This window comes from Helicobacter pylori (genome assembly GCF_003637665.1).
Taxonomy (GTDB): Bacteria; Campylobacterota; Campylobacteria; order Campylobacterales; family Helicobacteraceae; genus Helicobacter; species Helicobacter pylori_CK.
On sequence record NZ_MVWR01000005.1, the window covers coordinates 1 to 18,471 of the forward strand.

The following is an 18,471-nucleotide window of genomic DNA, read 5'->3' on the forward strand; positions in this document are numbered from 1 at the left end:
CAAAGAAATTGACATCTTCTTTACTATTATCCTTATATATTCGTTTTTCAAAGCTTAAATACTTTGCCCATTCAATAGGATCTCTAGAAATCATGCTTGCTTTATTGATTTGCGTTTTCACAACATAGGGGAGTGGATCTTGTATTGCATTGATCTTGTCTGATTCTTTAGTAGGATTATTTGTTGCAATATTGCCATTATCTAAGACGCTAAATAAATTCGGTTGTGGGTTTTTAGCTTTCTTTTTTTGCATGCGTAGTCCTTTAGAGTAGATTTCAATAAGTATAAGTAAAACTAGATTTAAGAAATAAAGAAACACACATTTTTTTCAAAATTAGGGCATTTTTTAAAATCCATGCGCCTTTTTTCATTTACCTTACTTATGGCAAGTTTTTTCTCATCAATATTTTTAAGGAACTATTATGCAAGAAAATGAAAACACACTAGAACAAGACGCTTTCTATAGAGCTGGGTTTTGCGATGAATTGAGCATAGAAACCCAACACGAAGAATACATCGCTCAAAGAGATTTTGCTAATCTAACCTACAAGGAAGAAGAAGATGAATAATCTTAACAACTTAAGCGATGAACAAATCAATAGCATGATTAACTATTTGCAAAACATCTTATTAGAAAGGGGAGGTCTTAAGCAAGAACCACCACAAGATTCACACTATTCACACAATCCAGAAGAATCTAAAGTGCAAAAAACCCAATCAACCCAAGAGAATTCAGAAAGCAAAGAAGCTTTACTTAAAGCTAAATTAGGTCAAATCAATTATCTTAAAACAAGGATTGTTCAAGGTTTGAAAGAAAAAAACTCGCCTTTTTGGGACAAGCCTGAAATAGTGGCCAACAAAGAAAGAGGGCATAACGCTTTAAATGGCGAACCTTATTGCAATCTTAACGACATGCTTTTAGATATGGAAAAAAACCGATTAGGATTTAAAAGTAATGCATGGGTGAGTTTAGAGGAAGCTAAAATGCTTGGAGCGAGCAAAGAAGAAAGAGATGCGATTTTTAAAGCCACTCAAAATAAAGAAATCTCGCCTGTTCGTTTGATGTTTATCAAAAACAAAGAGCCTGTGCTTTTAGTGGATAATAATGGCGAATTAGTGATTGATAAAAACACTAAAAAACCTAAACACAAGCAGTTTGCTGTCATTGAAAATGGCCAAAAGGTGTTCAAACCTGCTTACAAATACATTGAACCCCAAGTGCAATTCAAGTTTGTTTATAATGTAGAAATGTTTCCAAGCATCAATGAGGAAAAAATCAAACCTTTAAACTTGGACAAGCTCTCAAACTATGCCTATAAGACTAGGCTCTTCCATCAAAAAGATTATTCGCAAGAAAAAAGAGACAAGACAAACATTATTTATGAAGATTTGCATAGAGATTTGTCTCCAGATAACAGGAATGAAGCTTTATTGGAAAGAATTCGTAGCTACACTCTGCTTAAAAATGAAAAATACAATCAATTAGCAAATGAAACAAAGCAACAAACCCAAACGCACTCTCAATCTCAAAGCTATTATCAAAAGAAAAATAAAGCTTCTAGTAGTATTGAAAGGTAACTTATCATGATAGACAAAGCAAGAAAAAACTTAAAAGACCTTAAAAGCATTTTTCTGTATTGGTATGAGATGTTTGGTTCTAATGATAAGTCTAAAGACATGATGAAAGCCTTTATGAAAGATTTGGCTTTCGCTAAAAATAAAAATGAGATGATAAAAGCCCAAGATAACGAGTTAGTCAAAGAATTCATGCAAGAGCTAAACAGTCTTTCCTTTAAAGAGCAGCTAGAATTTTATCAAACCAATAGAGATTATGATCCCAGCCTTGACAATGATGAAAACTCAAGCGAATTATTAGACGCATTCACTGGCTCTTTAGAAAAATTAGAAAAACAAGAGATTACTCCTATTAGAGAGCAAAAAAGAGAAATTGAATTGCAAAACAATGAAGATAATAAGGAAAACGGCGAACTTGAAAAAGTTTTTAAAAAGAATTTGAGTTTATTACAATCTAATCCTATTCCTCTTGATAAAAAAGAAACTTCAAAAGAAGAAGAACTGGAAAGCAAGGAAAAAGAACCAAAAGAAACACTAGGTTTTAACCACTCTTTAGGTGTCAGCGTTTTAAGAAGCCGCATTGAAGAATCTAAAAATCATTTTAATGAAAAAGAAAAAGAAAAAGGCTCTAACAAGCGATTTAGCGATAAGGAATTTAAAAAATTTCTAAAAGACAGAGCTAAAAACGACATGACTAATGAAGAAATGCAAGTGCTTTTATTGATGATCAACAACAAAAAAGGTAATCTAAGACCTAGTCATAAGGAATTTTTACAAGCTTGCCTGATAGAAGCGGTTTTGCACAATAAAAATATCAATAAGACCACTGAGTATGCCATTAGAAAAAATGTCGCACACTTGCCCATCAATAAAACAGAAGGCTTTTTAGTTAGAACTTATAATCATTCATTGGAGATTTTTAATGAAAATATTGCTGAAAAACTTAAAATCCCTAAAAAAGAAAAAGAAATACTGCAGCCCTTAAATTCAAACGAAAAACAAGTTTTGAACACCGCTTTAGAAAACAATGAAATAGATGCAAGAACTTTCAAATCATGGGAGCTTGGAAGCAAAGAAGCAGGCAAAGAAAACGCCTCTATGAGTGAAGAATTAACGCAGAATAATTCTAAATTATCTCATTTTAATGAAAATAGCACCACTCAAAATAGTGTAGGACAAAATAATGTAAAAGAGCCTAACACTAAATCTAATAACTCTAAACAAAATCATTCGCTTTCAAATTTGGATCTAACTTCAAACACCGATTACAACAAGCTTGTAGCGGACATGTTTGAAAATCAAATGGACGCTAATGGCAATTATGTTGGCAAAAAATTTAGTACACAAGCTTACGATAACAAAACTCCCTATAAAGTCGCTACCGGTAATGCTAGTGAGTATAGTGCTTATTTGTATTCACAAAAAACTAAATCCAAAGATGTTGGAATGGAGCGTTAATGAAAAATCAACACAAAAAATCCCCCAACAAAAGCTTTTTAAACAATGTTAAATGGCGTTTGAAATAAAGGATCAAAAACAAATGAAAACTTATTCATATAACCATTTTTTATTTTTCTGCTTTATTCTAGGAGCGTTTTTATTAGGTTTGATTAGTCCGGCTTATGCTTTGAGTATTATCACCACTAAAGAAATTGATGCTAATTTGCCTAATGGGGCGATAGAAAGCAGGGTGGTGTTAGGCAAGAGGGTGTTTAAGGCAGAAGCTCAAGGGTTTTATTTTAGAAACAATGCAACTAACAGCATAGATATAGAAATCACCAGTCTTTTAAGAGATAATCAATCGTTTCCTTTAACTAGCCCCGCTAAAACCAGTTTGAAAATACCTCCTAACGCCAAGATCAAAAAATCCACTATTATTGTTTTAAAAGGCGAGAATGCTGAAGAAGTGGCTAAGATTTTAGGTATTAGCAAAGAAGAATACCAAAAGCTAGAAAACATCTCTCAAACTAACGCTACCAATGACCCCATGTATGCTAACACGCCTTTTAGCAACAACCCTAACAGCCCCAATGATAACGCTATCAATGGTAAAGATGGCGCAAATGGAAGTAATGGCTATGGGATAAATGGTAACGATGGGATAAATGGGAGCAGTGGGAGTAATGGTGCAAATGGGAGTAATGGAAACACTTCAAACAATAATGCAATAGGCAGTGGTATTGATACAGATGGCGTGTTAGGGGTGGATGGGGTGAATGGCTCTAGCTCTTCAAGTGGTGGCTCTGTAGGGGGTTATGAGAATAATTTCACTAATCATGGCTCTACTAACAATAACACAGGAGGGTATGACAATTTTAATAATGGTAGCTCAAGTGGTGGAAGTTTAGGGAATGGGGGGCTTTTCCCTATTCCTTTTGGTAATGGAGACACAAACAATTCCAATAATCCTACTAACACCACTAGCCCAACTAATGGCAGTAGTTCTAATAACGCCACTAATCCTAACTCGCAAGAAAACAATTACTCTAGCCAGTATTGTAAAGTGCCTGAATTAAGCCCCAATAACACGATGAAACTAGATGTTATCGCCAAAGATGGCTCTTGTATTTCTATGAACGCTTTAAGAGATGACACTAAGTGTGCTTATAGATACGATTTTGAAGCCGGTAAAGCTATCAAGCAAACGCAATACTACTATGTAGATAGGGAAAATAAAACGCAAAATATCGGTGGTTGTGTGGATTTACAAGGCGCTCAATACGCCATGCAACTTTACAAAGATGACAGCAAATGCGCTTTACAAACCACAAGCGATAAAGGTTATGGCATGGGGAAAACGCAAACCTTTCAAACTGAAATCGTGTTTCGTGGGATGGATAATTTAATCCATGTCGCTGTGCCTTGCAGCGATTATGCAAGGGTGCAAGACAGGATTGTTAGGTATGAAAAAAACGATAAAACCCAAACCTTAACGCCTATAGTAGATCAATATTACAATGATCCTAGTAACCCTAACAAGCAAGAGATTTTAAATCGCGGGATTGCTACCCAATTAAGCTCACAATATCAAGAATTTGCATGCGGTCAATGGGAATACAATGACGCTAAATTAGAAGCCAAAAGACCTACAATGCTAAAAAGCTATAACAAGCTTAATGGCGAATGGGTAGAAGTTACGCCTTGTAATTTTGAATCAGGGATTAAAAGTGGTGCGGTTGTTAGCCCTTATGTGATGGGCGTGTCTAGCTCCAAAGTCTTAAGCGATATTACTACAAGCCATTATTTTAGGATAGAAAGGAAAAATTATGGTGAGAAAGAACAATGCCAAAAACCTTATAGAGTCAATCGTTGCCAACCGCAATATTTCCATACTGATCCTAGTATCACCGATTGGAACGCCACTTACAAAACCACTACCACTCAAACCACTCAACCTTATTTACGCCCAGCCCAAGATAATGAAAGCCCCACAACCTATAATCTTATCACCACTCAAACCACCATCAACAGGACTCAAAGCGTTTTGAAAAACGAATTGCATTTGAGTAATGATTATTTGAAGTATGTAGAAATCCATCAAGGTTATTACAAGGATAATGATCTTAAACAATCGCAAGGCTATATTGATTGGTCCAATTACTACCTCAATCAAAGTGAAGGCTTTTGCTCTCAATACAGCATTTGGAGTGAAAACACAAAGATTGGTAAAAATTGGTATAGTTGGCATAATAATAAAATTTCTTGCACTCAAAGACTGATTTATAGGCCTTTTTAAGGATAAAACATGAAAGCGTTGAAGACTTTTTTAAAAAAATCCCTTATTCTATTATTGGTGGTTGCTTTAAACCACTTAAACGCTGTAGCTATGATTGTGGATAATCCTACGCAGAACGCTTGGAATGGCGCTAAAAGAGCATGGGATGAAAGCAAGTGGGCTAAACATTTATCCACTATCACTGAAAGGATCAAACTCGCTCAAGACACATTAGATAGGGCTAATCAGACACTTAATTCCATCAACAAAGCGAATGATGTTTTGAACAAAACCAATCAATTTCTAACAGGCAGTATTTTAAGTATCCCCAATTCCATGCAGTATGTAGAAAAAATCCAAAGTTTTGCCAAACAAGTTCAAGCCAATACTGAAAGGATCAAAGAAAATGCACAAAACTATGATATACGCAATCAAATTGCAGCCAAACGCATCTCTGAAAAATGCCCTGAGCTCAACTGGGATGTCAGTCAGGATGCAAGCCCTACAGAGAAAAATTTACATCAATTTTTCACGAGCAAGGGGAAAGAAAGCGCTAACACAAAGGCTCTAAAGGATTTTGCTAACGCCATAGGCAACACTCAAATCAGCACGGCAAACGATTTAGGAGCTGGACTTAGAGGCAGAGCCTTATTAGAATACATTTGCATTCAAAAAGGCAATCTAGAAGTGGCTAAAAAAATCCAATTATTAGACAGCCAAATGACTTTAGCTTTACTCAATAACGACTATACGGCTTATGAAAAACTTAGAGCTGAAAAAGAAGAATTAAAAAGACAAATCGCTTCAAATGTGTATGCGAAAGTCAAACAGCTTGTTGTGGCTTCCCAAGATAGAGCGTTTAGTCAAATGGATAATGAGTTGGGGGTTAAAACTTTTGGGTTTAACGATGAGAATGCCAAAAAAGGTTATTGCAAGAAAGAAAACAGAAATGGCAAAAGCGAGTGCATCCCCAACATGCTCAATATTAATCGTTTGAAAGTGCAATTTGATGAGCTTAATTTAGATTATAGTAGGGATATTGCTGGTAAAAAAGGTGAAGCTGCTGCTAAAGTGTTCAATGACTACAAACACCGATTTCAGCAATTAAGCGTAGAAACTGCTTTAGAAATCGCTCAAAACTTGAGCTTTATGAATAAGACGCTGGGTTTAATGGCACAAATGCAAAGCTATGCGTTCAAGCAACAAATGGGCTATTTTGAAGACATTATTCCTACGGATACCTTAAAAGATGACAAAGAGCATCAAGAAAATCTTAAACAAAAACAACAAGAAATAGAAAAAGTTTATAGGGCTAGATTAGACGCTTATGGTTTCCCTAATGGTAGTGTAGGAAAGGCGAGTGGCGTGAATTCAAATAGTAATAATGAAGCTCCAAGCTCTGACAATATTCAGTCGTTTAATCCGTATTGAAATAAGGGTTGTTATGTTAAAATTAGTCAAATACTTTGAAAAGGATTTTGTGTGTTTAAAAGCAGATTAAATTCGTGGATTTTATTAGGGATTTTAGGGGTTTTATTGGTGGTTTTTTGGGATGTCATAAAATACAAAATAGAAGATTTGCGACATGATCATTATTTATCACAAGTGAAAGAAAGGGAAGAATATTATAAAAACCACATAGAAGAAGCTTTGAAAAAGGATAGCGAATGCCTTGAAAAAGGAGGCGATAAAGTGGATTGCTCGGCTGCTATGAGAATAGCTGCTGGTGAAAGAAATAGAAGAATGTTAGAGATTAAATAACATGGCCGCTCCACTACTTGCTCTGCCCTTTCTTTCTAACCCTTTAGTGCTTGGTGCTTTAGCTGTCATAGGAGTGGGTGCTTACTTGTATTCCAACAAGCAAGATTCTTTAGTTGTGCAAGCAGATGGGCTTTATAGTGAAATTCTTGGGTTTTTTATTTCGTTTTCTAGTAAGATCTTGAAAGGAATTGGTGAGCCTTTAGCTGGTGTTATCCAACCTTTTGGTATGGTCTTAGGAGTGCTTTTAATCCTTTTGTATTCTTTTAAACGCTATCAAAACAACGATTTATTTGAAATAAAAACCTTTTTAATGCTTTTTGTGTTTGTAGGATACCTTTCTTTGTACCATTATGCTTTTAAATCTGATGGTTCTAGTAACGGTAATGGTCGCTCTAGTTTTGCCTTTCAAAATCATGTAACAGAAATTTTTGACACGCCTGCTAACTTGCTAAATGCCGGAATTTCTAATGTGGTTAAGGAATATCAAACAAATAGTGTAGGAGAATATAAGAAGATAGACACGCACCACAGCATCACTAACGCTAATATTTCATTCCATGTCAGACAAATTTTAACGAGTTTGAATAAACTATATGAAGACTTCAAAATTAATAATGGACTATCGCTAGAAACCATTATTGCAGCTGTTTTATTATTAGTTATTTTAGGATTAGAATTATTTTTATTATTCAAAGTTTTCTGTTATGTTTTTATGACTTATTTAGAAAAAATTATTTATTTGTCTTTGGTTATTTTCATGCTACCGCTAGGGTTTTTTCAGCAGACTAGAGGTTTTTTAGTATCTTATGTGAAAAAAATTATTTCATTGACTTTTTACATGCCTTTGTTGTTGCTAGTAGTGTTATTCAACTCTTTTGCATTACAATACGCAATCAAAGTGGGAGGGAGCAATGAAATAGTGGCTAAATTTGGCATTATTGTAGTAATAGGAATTTCACTGACTTTCATTCAAAAAGTCCCCGAAATGATTAACGCTATCTTTGGCACACAAGGTGGTCTAACGGATGCTAAAAGCTTTATATATCAAGGTGTGCAAATAGCTAGTGCTGGAGCTGGAGTCATAGCTGGAAGTCTTAAGAGTGTGGGTCATTCAGCATTTGGTAGAACGCTAGAAGCTTACAAAGACACAAAATCTACGATAAACAGCACCACGGCTAACATGAGAGACATGCCAGGACATCCTGGTGTTAGAGTGGGTGTGGAGACGATTGAACTTCCCAAGTCTCATAGAGCTAGCAAATGATAAAAGTCCTTTTAGGGCAATTTTTGAAAATTATTTTTAGTTATAATTTTTCAAAAAACCTTGAGAGAAATTATGCAAGATTTACAACATTTTAAAAATGATATTACCCTCATTCTATCTGAAGAAAGATTAGTCGCTTATGATAGCCTAGAGCAATACCAAGAGAATTTAAAACTCATTGCTTCTATCACGCCTAAAATCTCTAATTTAGAGATCTATTTACGCAACGCTTTAGACTATTGCTTGACTCAAATGAAAGGGAGTGGGTGGGTGTTTGATGAAAGCGCTTTAACCCCTTTAATCAACGAGTTAAAAGAAAAGAAAAAAGAAATCACGCATTCTTTAGTTTTATCTAAAATGTCTTTAGGGAAAGTGATTAGGCTTATTTTTTGTTATAAGTTAGAGGGGGTCGTGTTAGATTTGAGAGCGTATCGTTTTAAAACTTATTATCACGAAAATAAGGATACTTTGCTTATTAGAGGTAAAAAACAACTTCTTTACAACTATATTAAAGCTCGTATTGCCCTAAACTTGCTATGGACAATTAGAAACCGCGCGTATCATTGGGAAAACTTACTCAAAATCAAGCCGAACAACCGCCCACGAATAGCCACATCATTCAATGGAGAAACAGAAAATATTCCAATGGACAAAATTTTAGTGGTTGGTATTGAGCCTAATAAAATCGCTTTGTTTTTAGATGATTTGATCAAAAGCATTGGGAATAAAGATTTTGAATGTTTAAGTAGTTTGTAAAAAGTGGGCTACTGAAGCCCTTATAATGTAGAAATATTATAACTCAAAAATTAGAATAAATCAAGATTTCTTAAAAAATTACTCGTTTTTTTCATTTCTTAATAACCCCCCTAACACAAGAGCTACTTTTTTATTGTGTTCTTGAGTGGTATGGATATAGATTTTAGTAGAAAGCAAAGAACTATGCCCTAACGCTCTTGAAGTTAAAACCAAATCCTGTGTTTCATCATAAATAAAAGTAGCAAAACTATGCCTAAAAAGATGCAAACCTAATCCATAAGATTTTACATCAATATTAGAGAGCTTAAAAATTTTAGCGATAAAGCCCTTTAAAGAGCAAGTTTTTTGTGTGGTGTTGTTTTTTGCTTTCTTAAACACAAAACGACCCTTAAAACTCTTTAATCGTTTAGTATCGCTTAGCCACGCATTTAGAGGAACTTGCAAAAACTCTTTTTCAATATAAGCGTATCTCTCTTTGTTGTTTTTTCCTTTGATTAAAAGGCGGTAGTGGTTATTTTCTAAAGCAATGTTTTTTAGCTCCAAATCTAAGGCTTCAAACTTCCTTAACCCCCCTAATACAATAAGCAGTAAAATACACTGATTGCGTTTTTCAAAGCTGGTTTTGGGATGGTATTTTAGAAGAGCGTAGATAAAAGCCTTAAAATCATTTTTATTCAAATGTTTAGGCAAATGCGTTTCTTTCTTGGCAAACGATAGATTTTTAAGTTCAAAATCAAAGTTATAATTTCTTTTTCTGTCTAAATAGTCAAAGAATTGTCTTAAATACATCACATATTTAGCCATAGAGCTTGACTTCCTATTTTTAGCTAATCCAAATAAGAAGTCTATAACCTGTTCTTCTGCTAGATTGCGCAAGGATTTGAGCTTAATCCTATTATCAAAATATTCAAAGAACAAAAACAAGCCTTGCATCATAATTGTATGTCTAATGCCTTGATTATAAAGCTTGTGGTTGAGTTCTTTTAATGCGATAAGACTTTGGCACTCTAAAACTCTATCTTGCCATTTTAAGACCAATTGTAAATCATTCACGCTTTGGATGCGTATCATTGTTTTAAGCCTATAATGTAAAAATGACTTAATATTATTAAACAATTCCCTACTAACCCTACTCATTTTACAATTACTCATCTTTCTCCCTTAATTATTTTTTAATCTATAAAAATTATCTTGTAGGGTTAAGAATGAGACTTTTTTCACAACAATAACGAAGTAAAATGCCGTTAAATATCCTAAAAATTAAGACTATTTTAAACTTTTGAGTTCCCATGAATACGATAATTAAACAGAAATCGGAAAAAATTTTCCGCATAATTATATTGCAATAAAGGGAAAGAAGTTTTTGTTTGATATTAGATCATGTAGCTATTAGTGTTTTCAAAAAAAAGAAAAAAAGAAGAAAGGAAGGAATAATAGAAAAAAGAATGTGAGTTTTAAGAAAAAATAAAACATTCTTTAAGGTTAGTTTTATAGATTTTTGGTATAATAAAGCTACCAATTATCTTGTAGATTAGATTTAACTTAAAAAATCCATTCTTTTAAAACAGGTTGCTTTTTTAAGTCTTCTAAGCCATTGTCACCAAATTTATGGACAAGCGATCCAACCAAAAATTCCTTATTTTCAAACAGCGCACCCAACAAATCCTTCTTGCTGTCTGCGCGATAAATAGGCTCACCTATTCCTTCAAACACGCCTTGAATTTGAGCGTCCAATTCCCTCCTGTCCGTAACGATTAAAATCCTTGGCTGTGTGGTATTTATTCTTAGCCATTTAGTGAGCCACACCATAGTAAGGCTCTTACCGCTGCCTTGCGTGTGCCAGATAATCCCCCCTTCTTTTCTTTGGATAAATTCTTGCGTTTTTTTAACCGCAAAATACTGATGGAATCTGGCGCATTTCTTTTGCCCCTTATCAAAAATCAAAAAATCATGGATAAATTCTAAAAACCTTTCTTTGTTTAAAAAGCATTCAATCGTCTCAAACAAATTTTTTAAAACGCCCTCTTCTTTCCAAGAAAGGTAGTGTTTTTCTTTAGTTTCTATGACGCCGTATCTTAGCCCTTGACTTTCATTGCCCGCCATAACCAATTGGATCGTTTTAAAAAAATCTCTAATAAATTCTTTCTTTTGGTTGTCTAAATTTTGCCTGATACCGCTTTCCACGCTCACGCTGGATTTTTTTAATTCCAACACCCCTAAAGCGATCCCATTAACATAAAGCACCACATCCGGCCGTTTTGCGTTTGGCCCTTTAACGCTCACTTCTTCAGCCACGCTAAATTCATTCTTAGAAACATCTTTCCAATCAATGAGATAAGTCGTTTGAGTGTTTTCATTCTAGCTTATTTTAGTTCTCACGCCATAAATTAAAAGCTCGTAAAATTTTTGATTGGCTTCGTATAAGTCGTTTTTTAAAGCGTTATGGATTTTCTGCTCAATTTTATGCCACCTTTCATCATTGATCTTTTGATTTTTAAATAGCCATGCTTTCAAGCTTTCTTTATTAATGTTTTTATTATCGCTCTTTGTTAAATCCCCTAAATACGCATAGCCCATGCTTTTAAAAGTTTCTATGACTTGTTTTTGAACTTCTCTTTCTGTTTTCATCATAAACCCCTTAAGAACGCTTTTTACCGCTTTATATTATAATCCTAAAAACAAAATAGGGCGATTTAAAAATGGCGATCAAAAAAAGCGAATTGTATAGCTCTTTATGGGCTGGAGCGGATAGTTTAAGGGGCGGAATGGATGCGAGCGAGTATAAAAACTATGTTTTGAACCTGCTTTTTTTAAAATACATCAGCGATAAAGCCAGAAACAATAACTTTAGTGAAATAGAAGTGCCACAAGGGTGTTTTTATGAAGACATTCTCGCTTTAGAGGGCGATAAGGAAATAGGCGACAAGCTCAATAAAATCATCGCCAAGATCGCAGAGCGAAACGATTTAAAAGGCGTGATTGACAGCGTGGATTTTAACGATAACACTAAGCTTGGAGAGGGTAAAGCGATGACAGACACCCTTTCTAATCTGGTTAAAATCTTTGCTGATTTGAGTTTGGGCACGCATGGGGCTTTAGACGATGATTTATTAGGCGATGCATACGAATATTTAATGCGCCATTTCGCCAGCGAATCCGGTAAATCCAAAGGGCAGTTTTACACCCCTAGCGAAGTTTCGCTTTTATTATCCCTTTTGCTTGGCATTGATGAAAACACTAGACAGGATAAAAGCATCTATGATCCCACTTGCGGGAGCGGTTCGTTATTATTAAAAGCTTCTAGTTTGGCCGGCAAAAAAGGCTTAACTATCTATGGTCAAGAAAAAGACATTTCCACCACAGCCCTTTGTAAAATGAATATGATCTTACACAATAGCGCTACTGCTGATATTGCTAAAGGGGGTTCTAGCACCCTTTCTAACCCCCTTTTTACTACTGAAAATGGCATGCTAAAAACCTTTGATTATGTTGTGGCTAACCCTCCCTTTAGCCTGAAAAATTGGACTGATGGGCTAAGCATAGACCCTAAAAGCAAGCAAGTCATTAATGATCGTTTCAATCGTTTTGAAGACGGCACGCCCCCTGAAAAAAATGGCGATTTCGCTTTTTTGCTCCACATCATCAAATCCTTAAAAAACACAGGCAAAGGGGCAGTGATTTTACCTCATGGGGTGCTATTTAGGGGGAACGCTGAAGGCGTAATTAGAAAAAATCTTTTAATGAAAGGCTATATAAAGGCGTGATAGGCCTAGCCCCTAATCTTTTTTATGGCACCTCCATTCCTGCATGCGTCATTGTTTTAGACAAAGAAAACGCGCATGCCAGAAAGGGCGTTTTTATGATCGATGCGAGCAAGGATTTTAAAAAAGACGGCAATAAAAACCGCTTAAGGGATCAAGATGTCCAAAAAATGATAGACACTTTTAACGCTTCAAAAGAAATCCCTTATTATTCCAAAATGGTGAGCCTAGAAGAAATTAGCGCTAACGACTATAACTTGAATATCCCGCGCTACATTATCGCCAAGCAAGAATCAGAAAAAGACTTGTTCGCTTTAATCAACAGCCACAAGGCCAGTTATTTGCCCAAAAACGAGATTGAAGCCTACGCCCCTTATTTTAAAGTGTTTAAAGAGCTTAAAAACACGCTGTTTAAAAAGAGCGATAAAGAGGGCTATTACGCTTTAAAAACAGAATGCGAAAACATTAAAGATTACATTACTCAAAGTTTAGAATACCAAACTTTCCACGCTTCTGTTTTGAGTGCTTTTGACCGATTGGAACTATTGGAAACTTTTGATCATTTAGAGCCAGGTTTTAACCCAAAAACCCTCATAGAGAGCGTTTGTCAAAAAGTTTTATACGAATTTGAAAAAATAGAAATTTTAGACAAATACGGCGTGTATCAGCTCTTTAAAGATTACTACAATGAAGTTTTACAAGACGATTGGTTCCTTCTTTCATTCAATGGTTTTTTTAGCGCTAAAGAATTGAGGAAATTAACCCCCCTAAAAGACAAAAACAAAAAAGCCAACTATTTAGAGGAGCCGGATTTTGTCATTCAAAAAACCTACTATAAAAGCGATCTAATCCCTAAACATTTAATCAAACAACGCTTTTTTGAAAAAGAAACAAAAGAATTAGAAGAATTAGAAAACGCCCTTAATGAAAAAGAGGCCAATTTTGAAGAATTTATAGAAGAGCATTCTAATGAAGAGGGGCTTTTTTATGAGTTGAAAATCAATGAAAGCGTTTTGAAAAAAGAGCTAAAAAACGCCACCGATTCAGAAGATAAGAAAATCCTAAAAACCGCTTTAGAATTGCTAGAAGCTAAAAACAAGGTGCTAAAAATGAAAAATAAAGCCCATGAGGAGCTGGAATTAAAAGCGTTCCACCAGTATAAAAACTTGAAATTAAATGAAATTAAAGATCTCATCATCAAAGACAAATGGCTTAAGAGCCTAAAAAACGCCCTAGAAAACAAAATTTTAAAACGCACCAACGCTTTTATTAGCGCCCTTAATGGAATCATTTCAAACTATTCTAACAGCTTGTTAGAATTGGACAAAGAAGTCAAAGAGAGCGAATCCAAAGTTTTAGAGCATTTGAAAGATTTGGGGTTAATGGGGTAATAGAGTTCATGGACGCATTAATGCTGCCCTCAAATTGGCAAAGAGTGAGGCTTGGGAATATTGGCAAACCATGCATGTGTAAAAGAGTTATGAAGCATCAAACAACACGATATGGTGAAATTCCATTCTATAAAATAGGCACATTTGGCAACACCGCTGATGCCTTTATTTCAAAAAAGCTATTTTTAGAATACCAAACAAAATATTCTTTTCCAAAAAAAGGCGATATTTTAATTTCTGCTTCCGGAACTATTGGTAGGGCGGTCATTTATGACGGAAAACCCGCTTATTTTCAAGACTCAAATATTGTTTGGATTGACAACGATGAAACATTAGTAAAAAATGATTTTTTATTTTATGCTTATTCTAATGTTAAATGGAATACAGAGCATACAACCATCTTAAGACTTTATAACGATAATTTTAAAAATACTTTAATCCCCCTACCCCCTCTAAACGAACAAATCGCTATCGCTGACATTTTAAGCGCTTTGGATCGTTATCTCCATGCTTTAGATTCTCTCATTCTTAAAAAAGAGAGCGTTAAAAAAGCTTTAAGCTTTGAACTATTGAGCCAAAGAAAACGCTTGAAAGGCTTCAATCAAGCTTGGCAAAGAGTAAAAGTTAAAGATTTTGGAATTATTATCACAGGCTCTACACCTTTAACACAAATTAGCGAGTATTGGAATGGAACAATTTCTTGGATCACACCAACAGATATAAATGACAATAAAGATATTTTTAACTCAGAGCGAAAAATCACGCAAAAAGGATTGGATACGATAAGAATGATACCAAAAAATAGTGTTTTGGTTACTTGTATTGCTAGTATTGGGAAAAATGCAATTTTAAGAGTTAATGGGGCATGTAATCAACAGATAAACGCTATTATTCCTAACAAGGATTTTAATGCAGATTTTATTTATTATCTGATGGAAAACAATAAACAATACTTATTAGGAAAAGCAGGAGTTACTGCTACTTATATAATATCAAAACAAGTTTTTGAAGAAATTGATTTTTTTGTTCCTAAAGATTTAAACGAACAAATCGCTATCGCTGACATTTTAAGCGCTTTGGATAAGGAGATCGCCAGCCTTAAAAACAAAAAACGCCAATTTGAAAACATCAAAAAAGCTTTAAACCACGATTTAATGAGCGCTAAAATCAGGGTTTTAAAAAAATAAGTTTTACAACAAAATGACCAACGCCCCAAAACTCAAGGACAAACCCGCTTATAAAGGAAACCCCTAAGCTTTTAAGCTTAAGGGAACGCTCTTGAAAAAATCAGCGTTTCACAGAAACGATCACTTTAAGCCCCAAAAAAGCAAACTCAAAGTATAATGTTTTGAGAAGAGCGTTTGCCATTTTTTGATCGCATGGCATGCTCCTTACAATGTTGGTCTGCCCCATAACGCAACTATGGGGCGTGATGAAATCCTACAACAAACCCCCTTAAAATCTCATCTAATCAAACACAAGGCGTTTTTAAAACATTAAAGAATGAGCGTTATTAAGCGGTATTTTTTAGATCTAATGCTTCAAACAATCTTCAAACAAATATTGATGCTCGCCAGGTAAAGCGTCAAATAAGGCTTTGGCTAAATCTTGCATTTCTTTTAAGGCTTTATTACTGCTTCTTAAAGTCAATAAATTTTGCAAGCTCCTAGCGTTAATGCTATAGGCTAAATGCGTTTTATAGCTCTCCGGCATGGCGTATTTGGCTAAATCGTTTTTAATGTTATGCTCGCTCAATAAGATCCTTAGATTTTCCAAAGCTAAAACGCTCATTGCATTCACTTTTTCATTATCCACGAACACTAAAAACTCTTTCGCTCTTTCTAAATTCGTTTCATTAAGGGGTAAAAAGCTCTCCACTTCTTTCAATTCCCTTAAAGTGTAACGGCTTGATTTCACGCTCAAGCTCGCTATTCTATGCCGACTCAATTCTTGCAACGCCCCCCTACTCAAACCCTTGATTTCAAAATTGTAATAAAGATGCTCTAAAGTGGAAGAATGCCTAAAAATATTCCCCACCCTGTGGATGAGTTCCTTATCCTTACAACCGCCATCATCGCTGTATTCAAAGCTCTGCCAGCAAGTGCGGATCGCTTGGCTCGCAATGTCTAAAGGGGTGTAGTGCTTACAAATCACTTCCATTATTTGACTCCTAATATCGCTTTTTATTCCACGGTAACGCTTTTAGCTAAGTTTCTTGGGTGATCCACATCGTGATTTAGGCGCATAGCGATTTCTAAGGCTAAAAGCTGCACCGCTAAATTCATGCGGAAAAATTCCTCCATGTAGCTTTCGCTCTCTTCTAATTGGATAAAATCATCAGCGATCTCTAAAATTTCAGAGCTTAACACGCAAATCGTAGAATCCCTAGCGCTCAATTCTTCAATATTGCTTTTGGTTTTATCAAATAACAGATGCTTAGACAATAAAGCAATGGTAAAAAGGTTGGAATCCACTAACGCAATAGGGCCATGCTTCATCTCCGCGCTCGCATACCCCTCAGCGTGCAAGTAGCTGATTTCTTTAAGTTTCAACGCTCCTTCTAAAGCGAGCGGGTAAAACACATCACGGCCAATATAAAAAAAGCCATGCCCATGCAAGTAGCGTTTGGATAAGCGCTTGATTTTTTCATGCAATTTAGGCTCTACTTTCATCGCATTCACGCTATTGAGCATGTTTTTAGCCTGGATCTTTTCTTCTTCTTTAGAGATGGTCCCTAGCTGTTTGCCTACATACACGCTCAAAAGCCATAAAAGCATCACTTGCGAAGAAAACGCCTTAGTGGATGCCACGCTCCTTTCTACCCCCGCTCTAATCAAAAGCGTGTGATCGCTGATGCGGCTCATCATGCTAAAAGGAGCGTTACACAAACTAATGGTTTTAAGCCCTTGGGCTTTGGCTAATTTTAAAGCCTCCAAAGTGTCAGCGGTTTCGCCGCTTTGAGAAATCGCTATAAAAAGCTCGTTAGGGTTGCTTTTAAAATGGGCGTAGCGGTATTCGCTCGCTAAAATGGCCCTCGCTCTTATTTTGGCTAGTCTTTCAAACAAATACACGCTCGCCAAACTCGCATGGTAACTGCTCCCGCAAGAACACAGCGTGATTTCGCTCACATTCTCTAAAAATTCAGGATCGATCTCGCAATACACATTCAAGGCTTCCAAGCGCCCCTCTAAACACTCCAACAAACTGCTATGCTGCTCATAAATCTCTTTTTCTAAATAATTCCTAAAATTGCCTTTAGAATAATCTTTATCGTCAAAAGCGTAATCTTTCATGTTTTCAATGTGTTTTAAATCTTTAAAATTTTCTAAAGAAATCTGCCCCACGCTGTTTTCTTCTAAAATGACAAATTGATCCACTTTAGGGGCTAGCACGCTCAAACTGGACGCAAAAAACACCCCCTCTTTGCCCTTACCCACGACTAAAGGCGAAGAAGATTTAGCGTAAAAGAGGCTCTCTTTAGCCCTTTTATGGAGCATTAAAATCGCATAACTCCCTTTTAAAAGGCTGATGCTTTTTTCAAAAGCTTTCAATAAATCGCTCTCGCTTTTAAGCGTTTCTTCTAATAAATGCGCAATGACTTCCGTGTCCGTTTGGCTTAAAAACGCATGCCCTTTTTCTTCTAATTCTTTTTTCAAACTCGCGTAATTTTCAATGATGCCATTATGCACTAAGGCTAAATTTTCTGTAAAATGCGGGTGGGCGTTCGCGCTGCTTGGCTTGCCATGCGTGGCCCATCTGGTGTGAGCGATACTCACGCCAAAATTTAAAAACTCTTTATTTTTAAGCTCTAGTTTAAGGTTTTCTAATTTCCCTTGAGTTTTAAACACTTCCAAACGATCATTACTCAATACGGCTAAACCCGCGCTGTCATAGCCTCTGTATTCCAATTCCTTTAAGCCCTCTAAAAGAACGGATTTTTTCTCGCTATCCCCTATATAACCTACAATCCCGCACATTTAAAACACCAATAACCCTTTTTTGATTTTGTTTAAAGCGTTAATAAGCTCCTTTAAGCGCTCCACTTCTTCGCTTAGTTGCGTAAAAAACGCTTCATTCACGCCCTTTGGCATGTCCATGCTCCCTCTTTTAATCTCAATAAAATCCCCCAAACTCAAATTCGCTAACTTTAAAAGCATTTCAATTTCATTTTGCGAATCTTCAATCTCCGCTAAAATCTTGCGTATTTTTTCAAACATGTGATCGCCTTTAATTTAGAATGCCCCATGA

14 protein-coding genes and 3 pseudogenes are annotated in these 18,471 nt (G+C 35.5%); 10 read left to right on the forward strand and 7 right to left on the reverse strand.

Annotated features, from left to right (window positions below; all coding sequences use genetic code 11):
• A partial coding sequence (locus tag EAL49_RS04485; RefSeq protein ID WP_120829212.1) for a DNA methyltransferase occupies positions 1–253 on the reverse strand: 253 nt, incomplete at its 3' end.
• A gap of 169 nt (positions 254–422) precedes the next feature.
• On the opposite strand from EAL49_RS04485, the gene EAL49_RS08255 reads away from it, so the two are divergent.
• The 8 genes from EAL49_RS08255 (at position 423) to EAL49_RS04525 (ending at position 9,071) form a co-directional block, all read left to right on the forward strand.
• Entirely contained in the window at positions 423–569 is a 147-nt protein-coding gene (locus EAL49_RS08255; protein ID WP_162973106.1) for a hypothetical protein, read from the forward strand.
• Entirely contained in the window at positions 562–1,578 is a 1,017-nt protein-coding gene (locus tag EAL49_RS04495) for an ArdC-like ssDNA-binding domain-containing protein (protein ID WP_120829213.1), read from the forward strand. Before EAL49_RS08255 ends, EAL49_RS04495 begins: the two co-directional genes overlap by 8 nt.
• A gap of 6 nt (positions 1,579–1,584) precedes the next feature.
• On the forward strand, positions 1,585–3,033 hold the full coding sequence (locus EAL49_RS04500; protein ID WP_033770232.1) for a hypothetical protein: 1,449 nt from the start codon (positions 1,585–1,587) through the stop codon (positions 3,031–3,033).
• An 82-nt stretch (positions 3,034–3,115) separates the two neighbouring features.
• The gene (locus EAL49_RS04505) at positions 3,116–5,311 is read left to right on the forward strand and encodes a competence protein (protein ID WP_120829215.1); all 2,196 of its coding nucleotides are present in this window, start codon (positions 3,116–3,118) and stop codon (positions 5,309–5,311) included.
• Positions 5,312–5,320: 9 nt separating this feature from the next.
• Positions 5,321–6,721: a hypothetical protein gene (locus EAL49_RS04510; RefSeq protein ID WP_120829216.1), complete on the forward strand. Its 1,401-nt coding sequence runs from the start codon at positions 5,321–5,323 to the stop codon at positions 6,719–6,721.
• A 51-nt stretch (positions 6,722–6,772) separates the two neighbouring features.
• Positions 6,773–7,051 (forward strand): hypothetical protein, encoded by a 279-nt coding sequence (locus tag EAL49_RS04515; RefSeq protein WP_000477197.1) that lies wholly within the window; start codon positions 6,773–6,775, stop codon positions 7,049–7,051.
• A 1-nt stretch (position 7,052) separates the two neighbouring features.
• Positions 7,053–8,315: a type IV secretion system protein gene (locus EAL49_RS04520; protein WP_120829218.1), complete on the forward strand. Its 1,263-nt coding sequence runs from the start codon at positions 7,053–7,055 to the stop codon at positions 8,313–8,315.
• A 72-nt stretch (positions 8,316–8,387) separates the two neighbouring features.
• Positions 8,388–9,071: a CAAX protease gene (locus tag EAL49_RS04525; RefSeq protein WP_120829220.1), complete on the forward strand. Its 684-nt coding sequence runs from the start codon at positions 8,388–8,390 to the stop codon at positions 9,069–9,071.
• 78 nt (positions 9,072–9,149) lie between these two features.
• Here the strand turns inward: EAL49_RS04525 and EAL49_RS04530 are convergent, their stop codons facing one another.
• Both EAL49_RS04530 and EAL49_RS04535 read right to left on the reverse strand, forming a co-directional pair.
• Positions 9,150–10,223, reverse strand: a complete 1,074-nt coding sequence (locus EAL49_RS04530; protein WP_033618672.1) for a tyrosine-type recombinase/integrase — start codon at positions 10,221–10,223, stop codon at positions 9,150–9,152.
• 396 nt (positions 10,224–10,619) lie between these two features.
• Positions 10,620–11,699: pseudogene (locus EAL49_RS04535) on the reverse strand (HsdR family type I site-specific deoxyribonuclease); the annotation flags it as partial.
• 71 nt (positions 11,700–11,770) lie between these two features.
• Between EAL49_RS04535 and EAL49_RS04540 the strand changes: the two are divergent.
• Both EAL49_RS04540 and EAL49_RS04545 read left to right on the forward strand, forming a co-directional pair.
• Positions 11,771–14,223 (forward strand): annotated as a pseudogene (locus EAL49_RS04540) (type I restriction-modification system subunit M).
• A gap of 8 nt (positions 14,224–14,231) precedes the next feature.
• Complete coding sequence (locus tag EAL49_RS04545) at positions 14,232–15,410, forward strand: restriction endonuclease subunit S (RefSeq protein ID WP_120829222.1); 1,179 nt, start codon at positions 14,232–14,234, stop codon at positions 15,408–15,410.
• A gap of 100 nt (positions 15,411–15,510) precedes the next feature.
• On the opposite strand, the pseudogene aapA3 reads toward EAL49_RS04545, so the two are convergent.
• The 4 genes and pseudogenes from aapA3 to EAL49_RS04565 all read right to left on the reverse strand — a co-directional run bounded on the left by aapA3 (position 15,511) and on the right by EAL49_RS04565 (position 18,440).
• A pseudogene (gene aapA3 / locus EAL49_RS08625) lies at positions 15,511–15,604 on the reverse strand (type I toxin-antitoxin system toxin AapA3).
• A gap of 152 nt (positions 15,605–15,756) precedes the next feature.
• Entirely contained in the window at positions 15,757–16,383 is a 627-nt protein-coding gene (thyX, locus tag EAL49_RS04555) for an FAD-dependent thymidylate synthase (protein WP_038418271.1), read from the reverse strand.
• 23 nt (positions 16,384–16,406) lie between these two features.
• On the reverse strand, positions 16,407–18,200 hold the full coding sequence (gene glmS / locus EAL49_RS04560) for a glutamine--fructose-6-phosphate transaminase (isomerizing) (protein WP_120829224.1): 1,794 nt from the start codon (positions 18,198–18,200) through the stop codon (positions 16,407–16,409).
• Positions 18,201–18,440 (reverse strand): DUF2443 domain-containing protein, encoded by a 240-nt coding sequence (locus EAL49_RS04565; RefSeq protein ID WP_000461845.1) that lies wholly within the window; start codon positions 18,438–18,440, stop codon positions 18,201–18,203.
• Between the last annotated feature and the right edge of the window lie 31 nt (positions 18,441–18,471).

What these genes read in the sequence shown, in the direction of transcription:
- EAL49_RS04545 (WP_120829222.1), top strand. Translation starts at nt 14,232, where the DNA reads ATGGACGCATTAATGCTGCCCTCAAATTGGCAAAGAGTGAGGCTTGGG.
- EAL49_RS04565 (WP_000461845.1), bottom strand. Translation starts at nt 18,440, where the DNA reads ATGTTTGAAAAAATACGCAAGATTTTAGCGGAGATTGAAGATTCGCAA.
- thyX (WP_038418271.1), bottom strand. Translation starts at nt 16,383, where the DNA reads ATGGAAGTGATTTGTAAGCACTACACCCCTTTAGACATTGCGAGCCAA.
- EAL49_RS04510 (WP_120829216.1), top strand. Translation starts at nt 5,321, where the DNA reads ATGAAAGCGTTGAAGACTTTTTTAAAAAAATCCCTTATTCTATTATTG.
- glmS (WP_120829224.1), bottom strand. Translation starts at nt 18,200, where the DNA reads ATGTGCGGGATTGTAGGTTATATAGGGGATAGCGAGAAAAAATCCGTT.
- EAL49_RS04525 (WP_120829220.1), top strand. Translation starts at nt 8,388, where the DNA reads ATGCAAGATTTACAACATTTTAAAAATGATATTACCCTCATTCTATCT.
- EAL49_RS04500 (WP_033770232.1), top strand. Translation starts at nt 1,585, where the DNA reads ATGATAGACAAAGCAAGAAAAAACTTAAAAGACCTTAAAAGCATTTTT.
- EAL49_RS08255 (WP_162973106.1), top strand. Translation starts at nt 423, where the DNA reads ATGCAAGAAAATGAAAACACACTAGAACAAGACGCTTTCTATAGAGCT.
- EAL49_RS04530 (WP_033618672.1), bottom strand. Translation starts at nt 10,223, where the DNA reads ATGAGTAATTGTAAAATGAGTAGGGTTAGTAGGGAATTGTTTAATAAT.
- EAL49_RS04495 (WP_120829213.1), top strand. Translation starts at nt 562, where the DNA reads ATGAATAATCTTAACAACTTAAGCGATGAACAAATCAATAGCATGATT.
- EAL49_RS04505 (WP_120829215.1), top strand. Translation starts at nt 3,116, where the DNA reads ATGAAAACTTATTCATATAACCATTTTTTATTTTTCTGCTTTATTCTA.
- EAL49_RS04520 (WP_120829218.1), top strand. Translation starts at nt 7,053, where the DNA reads ATGGCCGCTCCACTACTTGCTCTGCCCTTTCTTTCTAACCCTTTAGTG.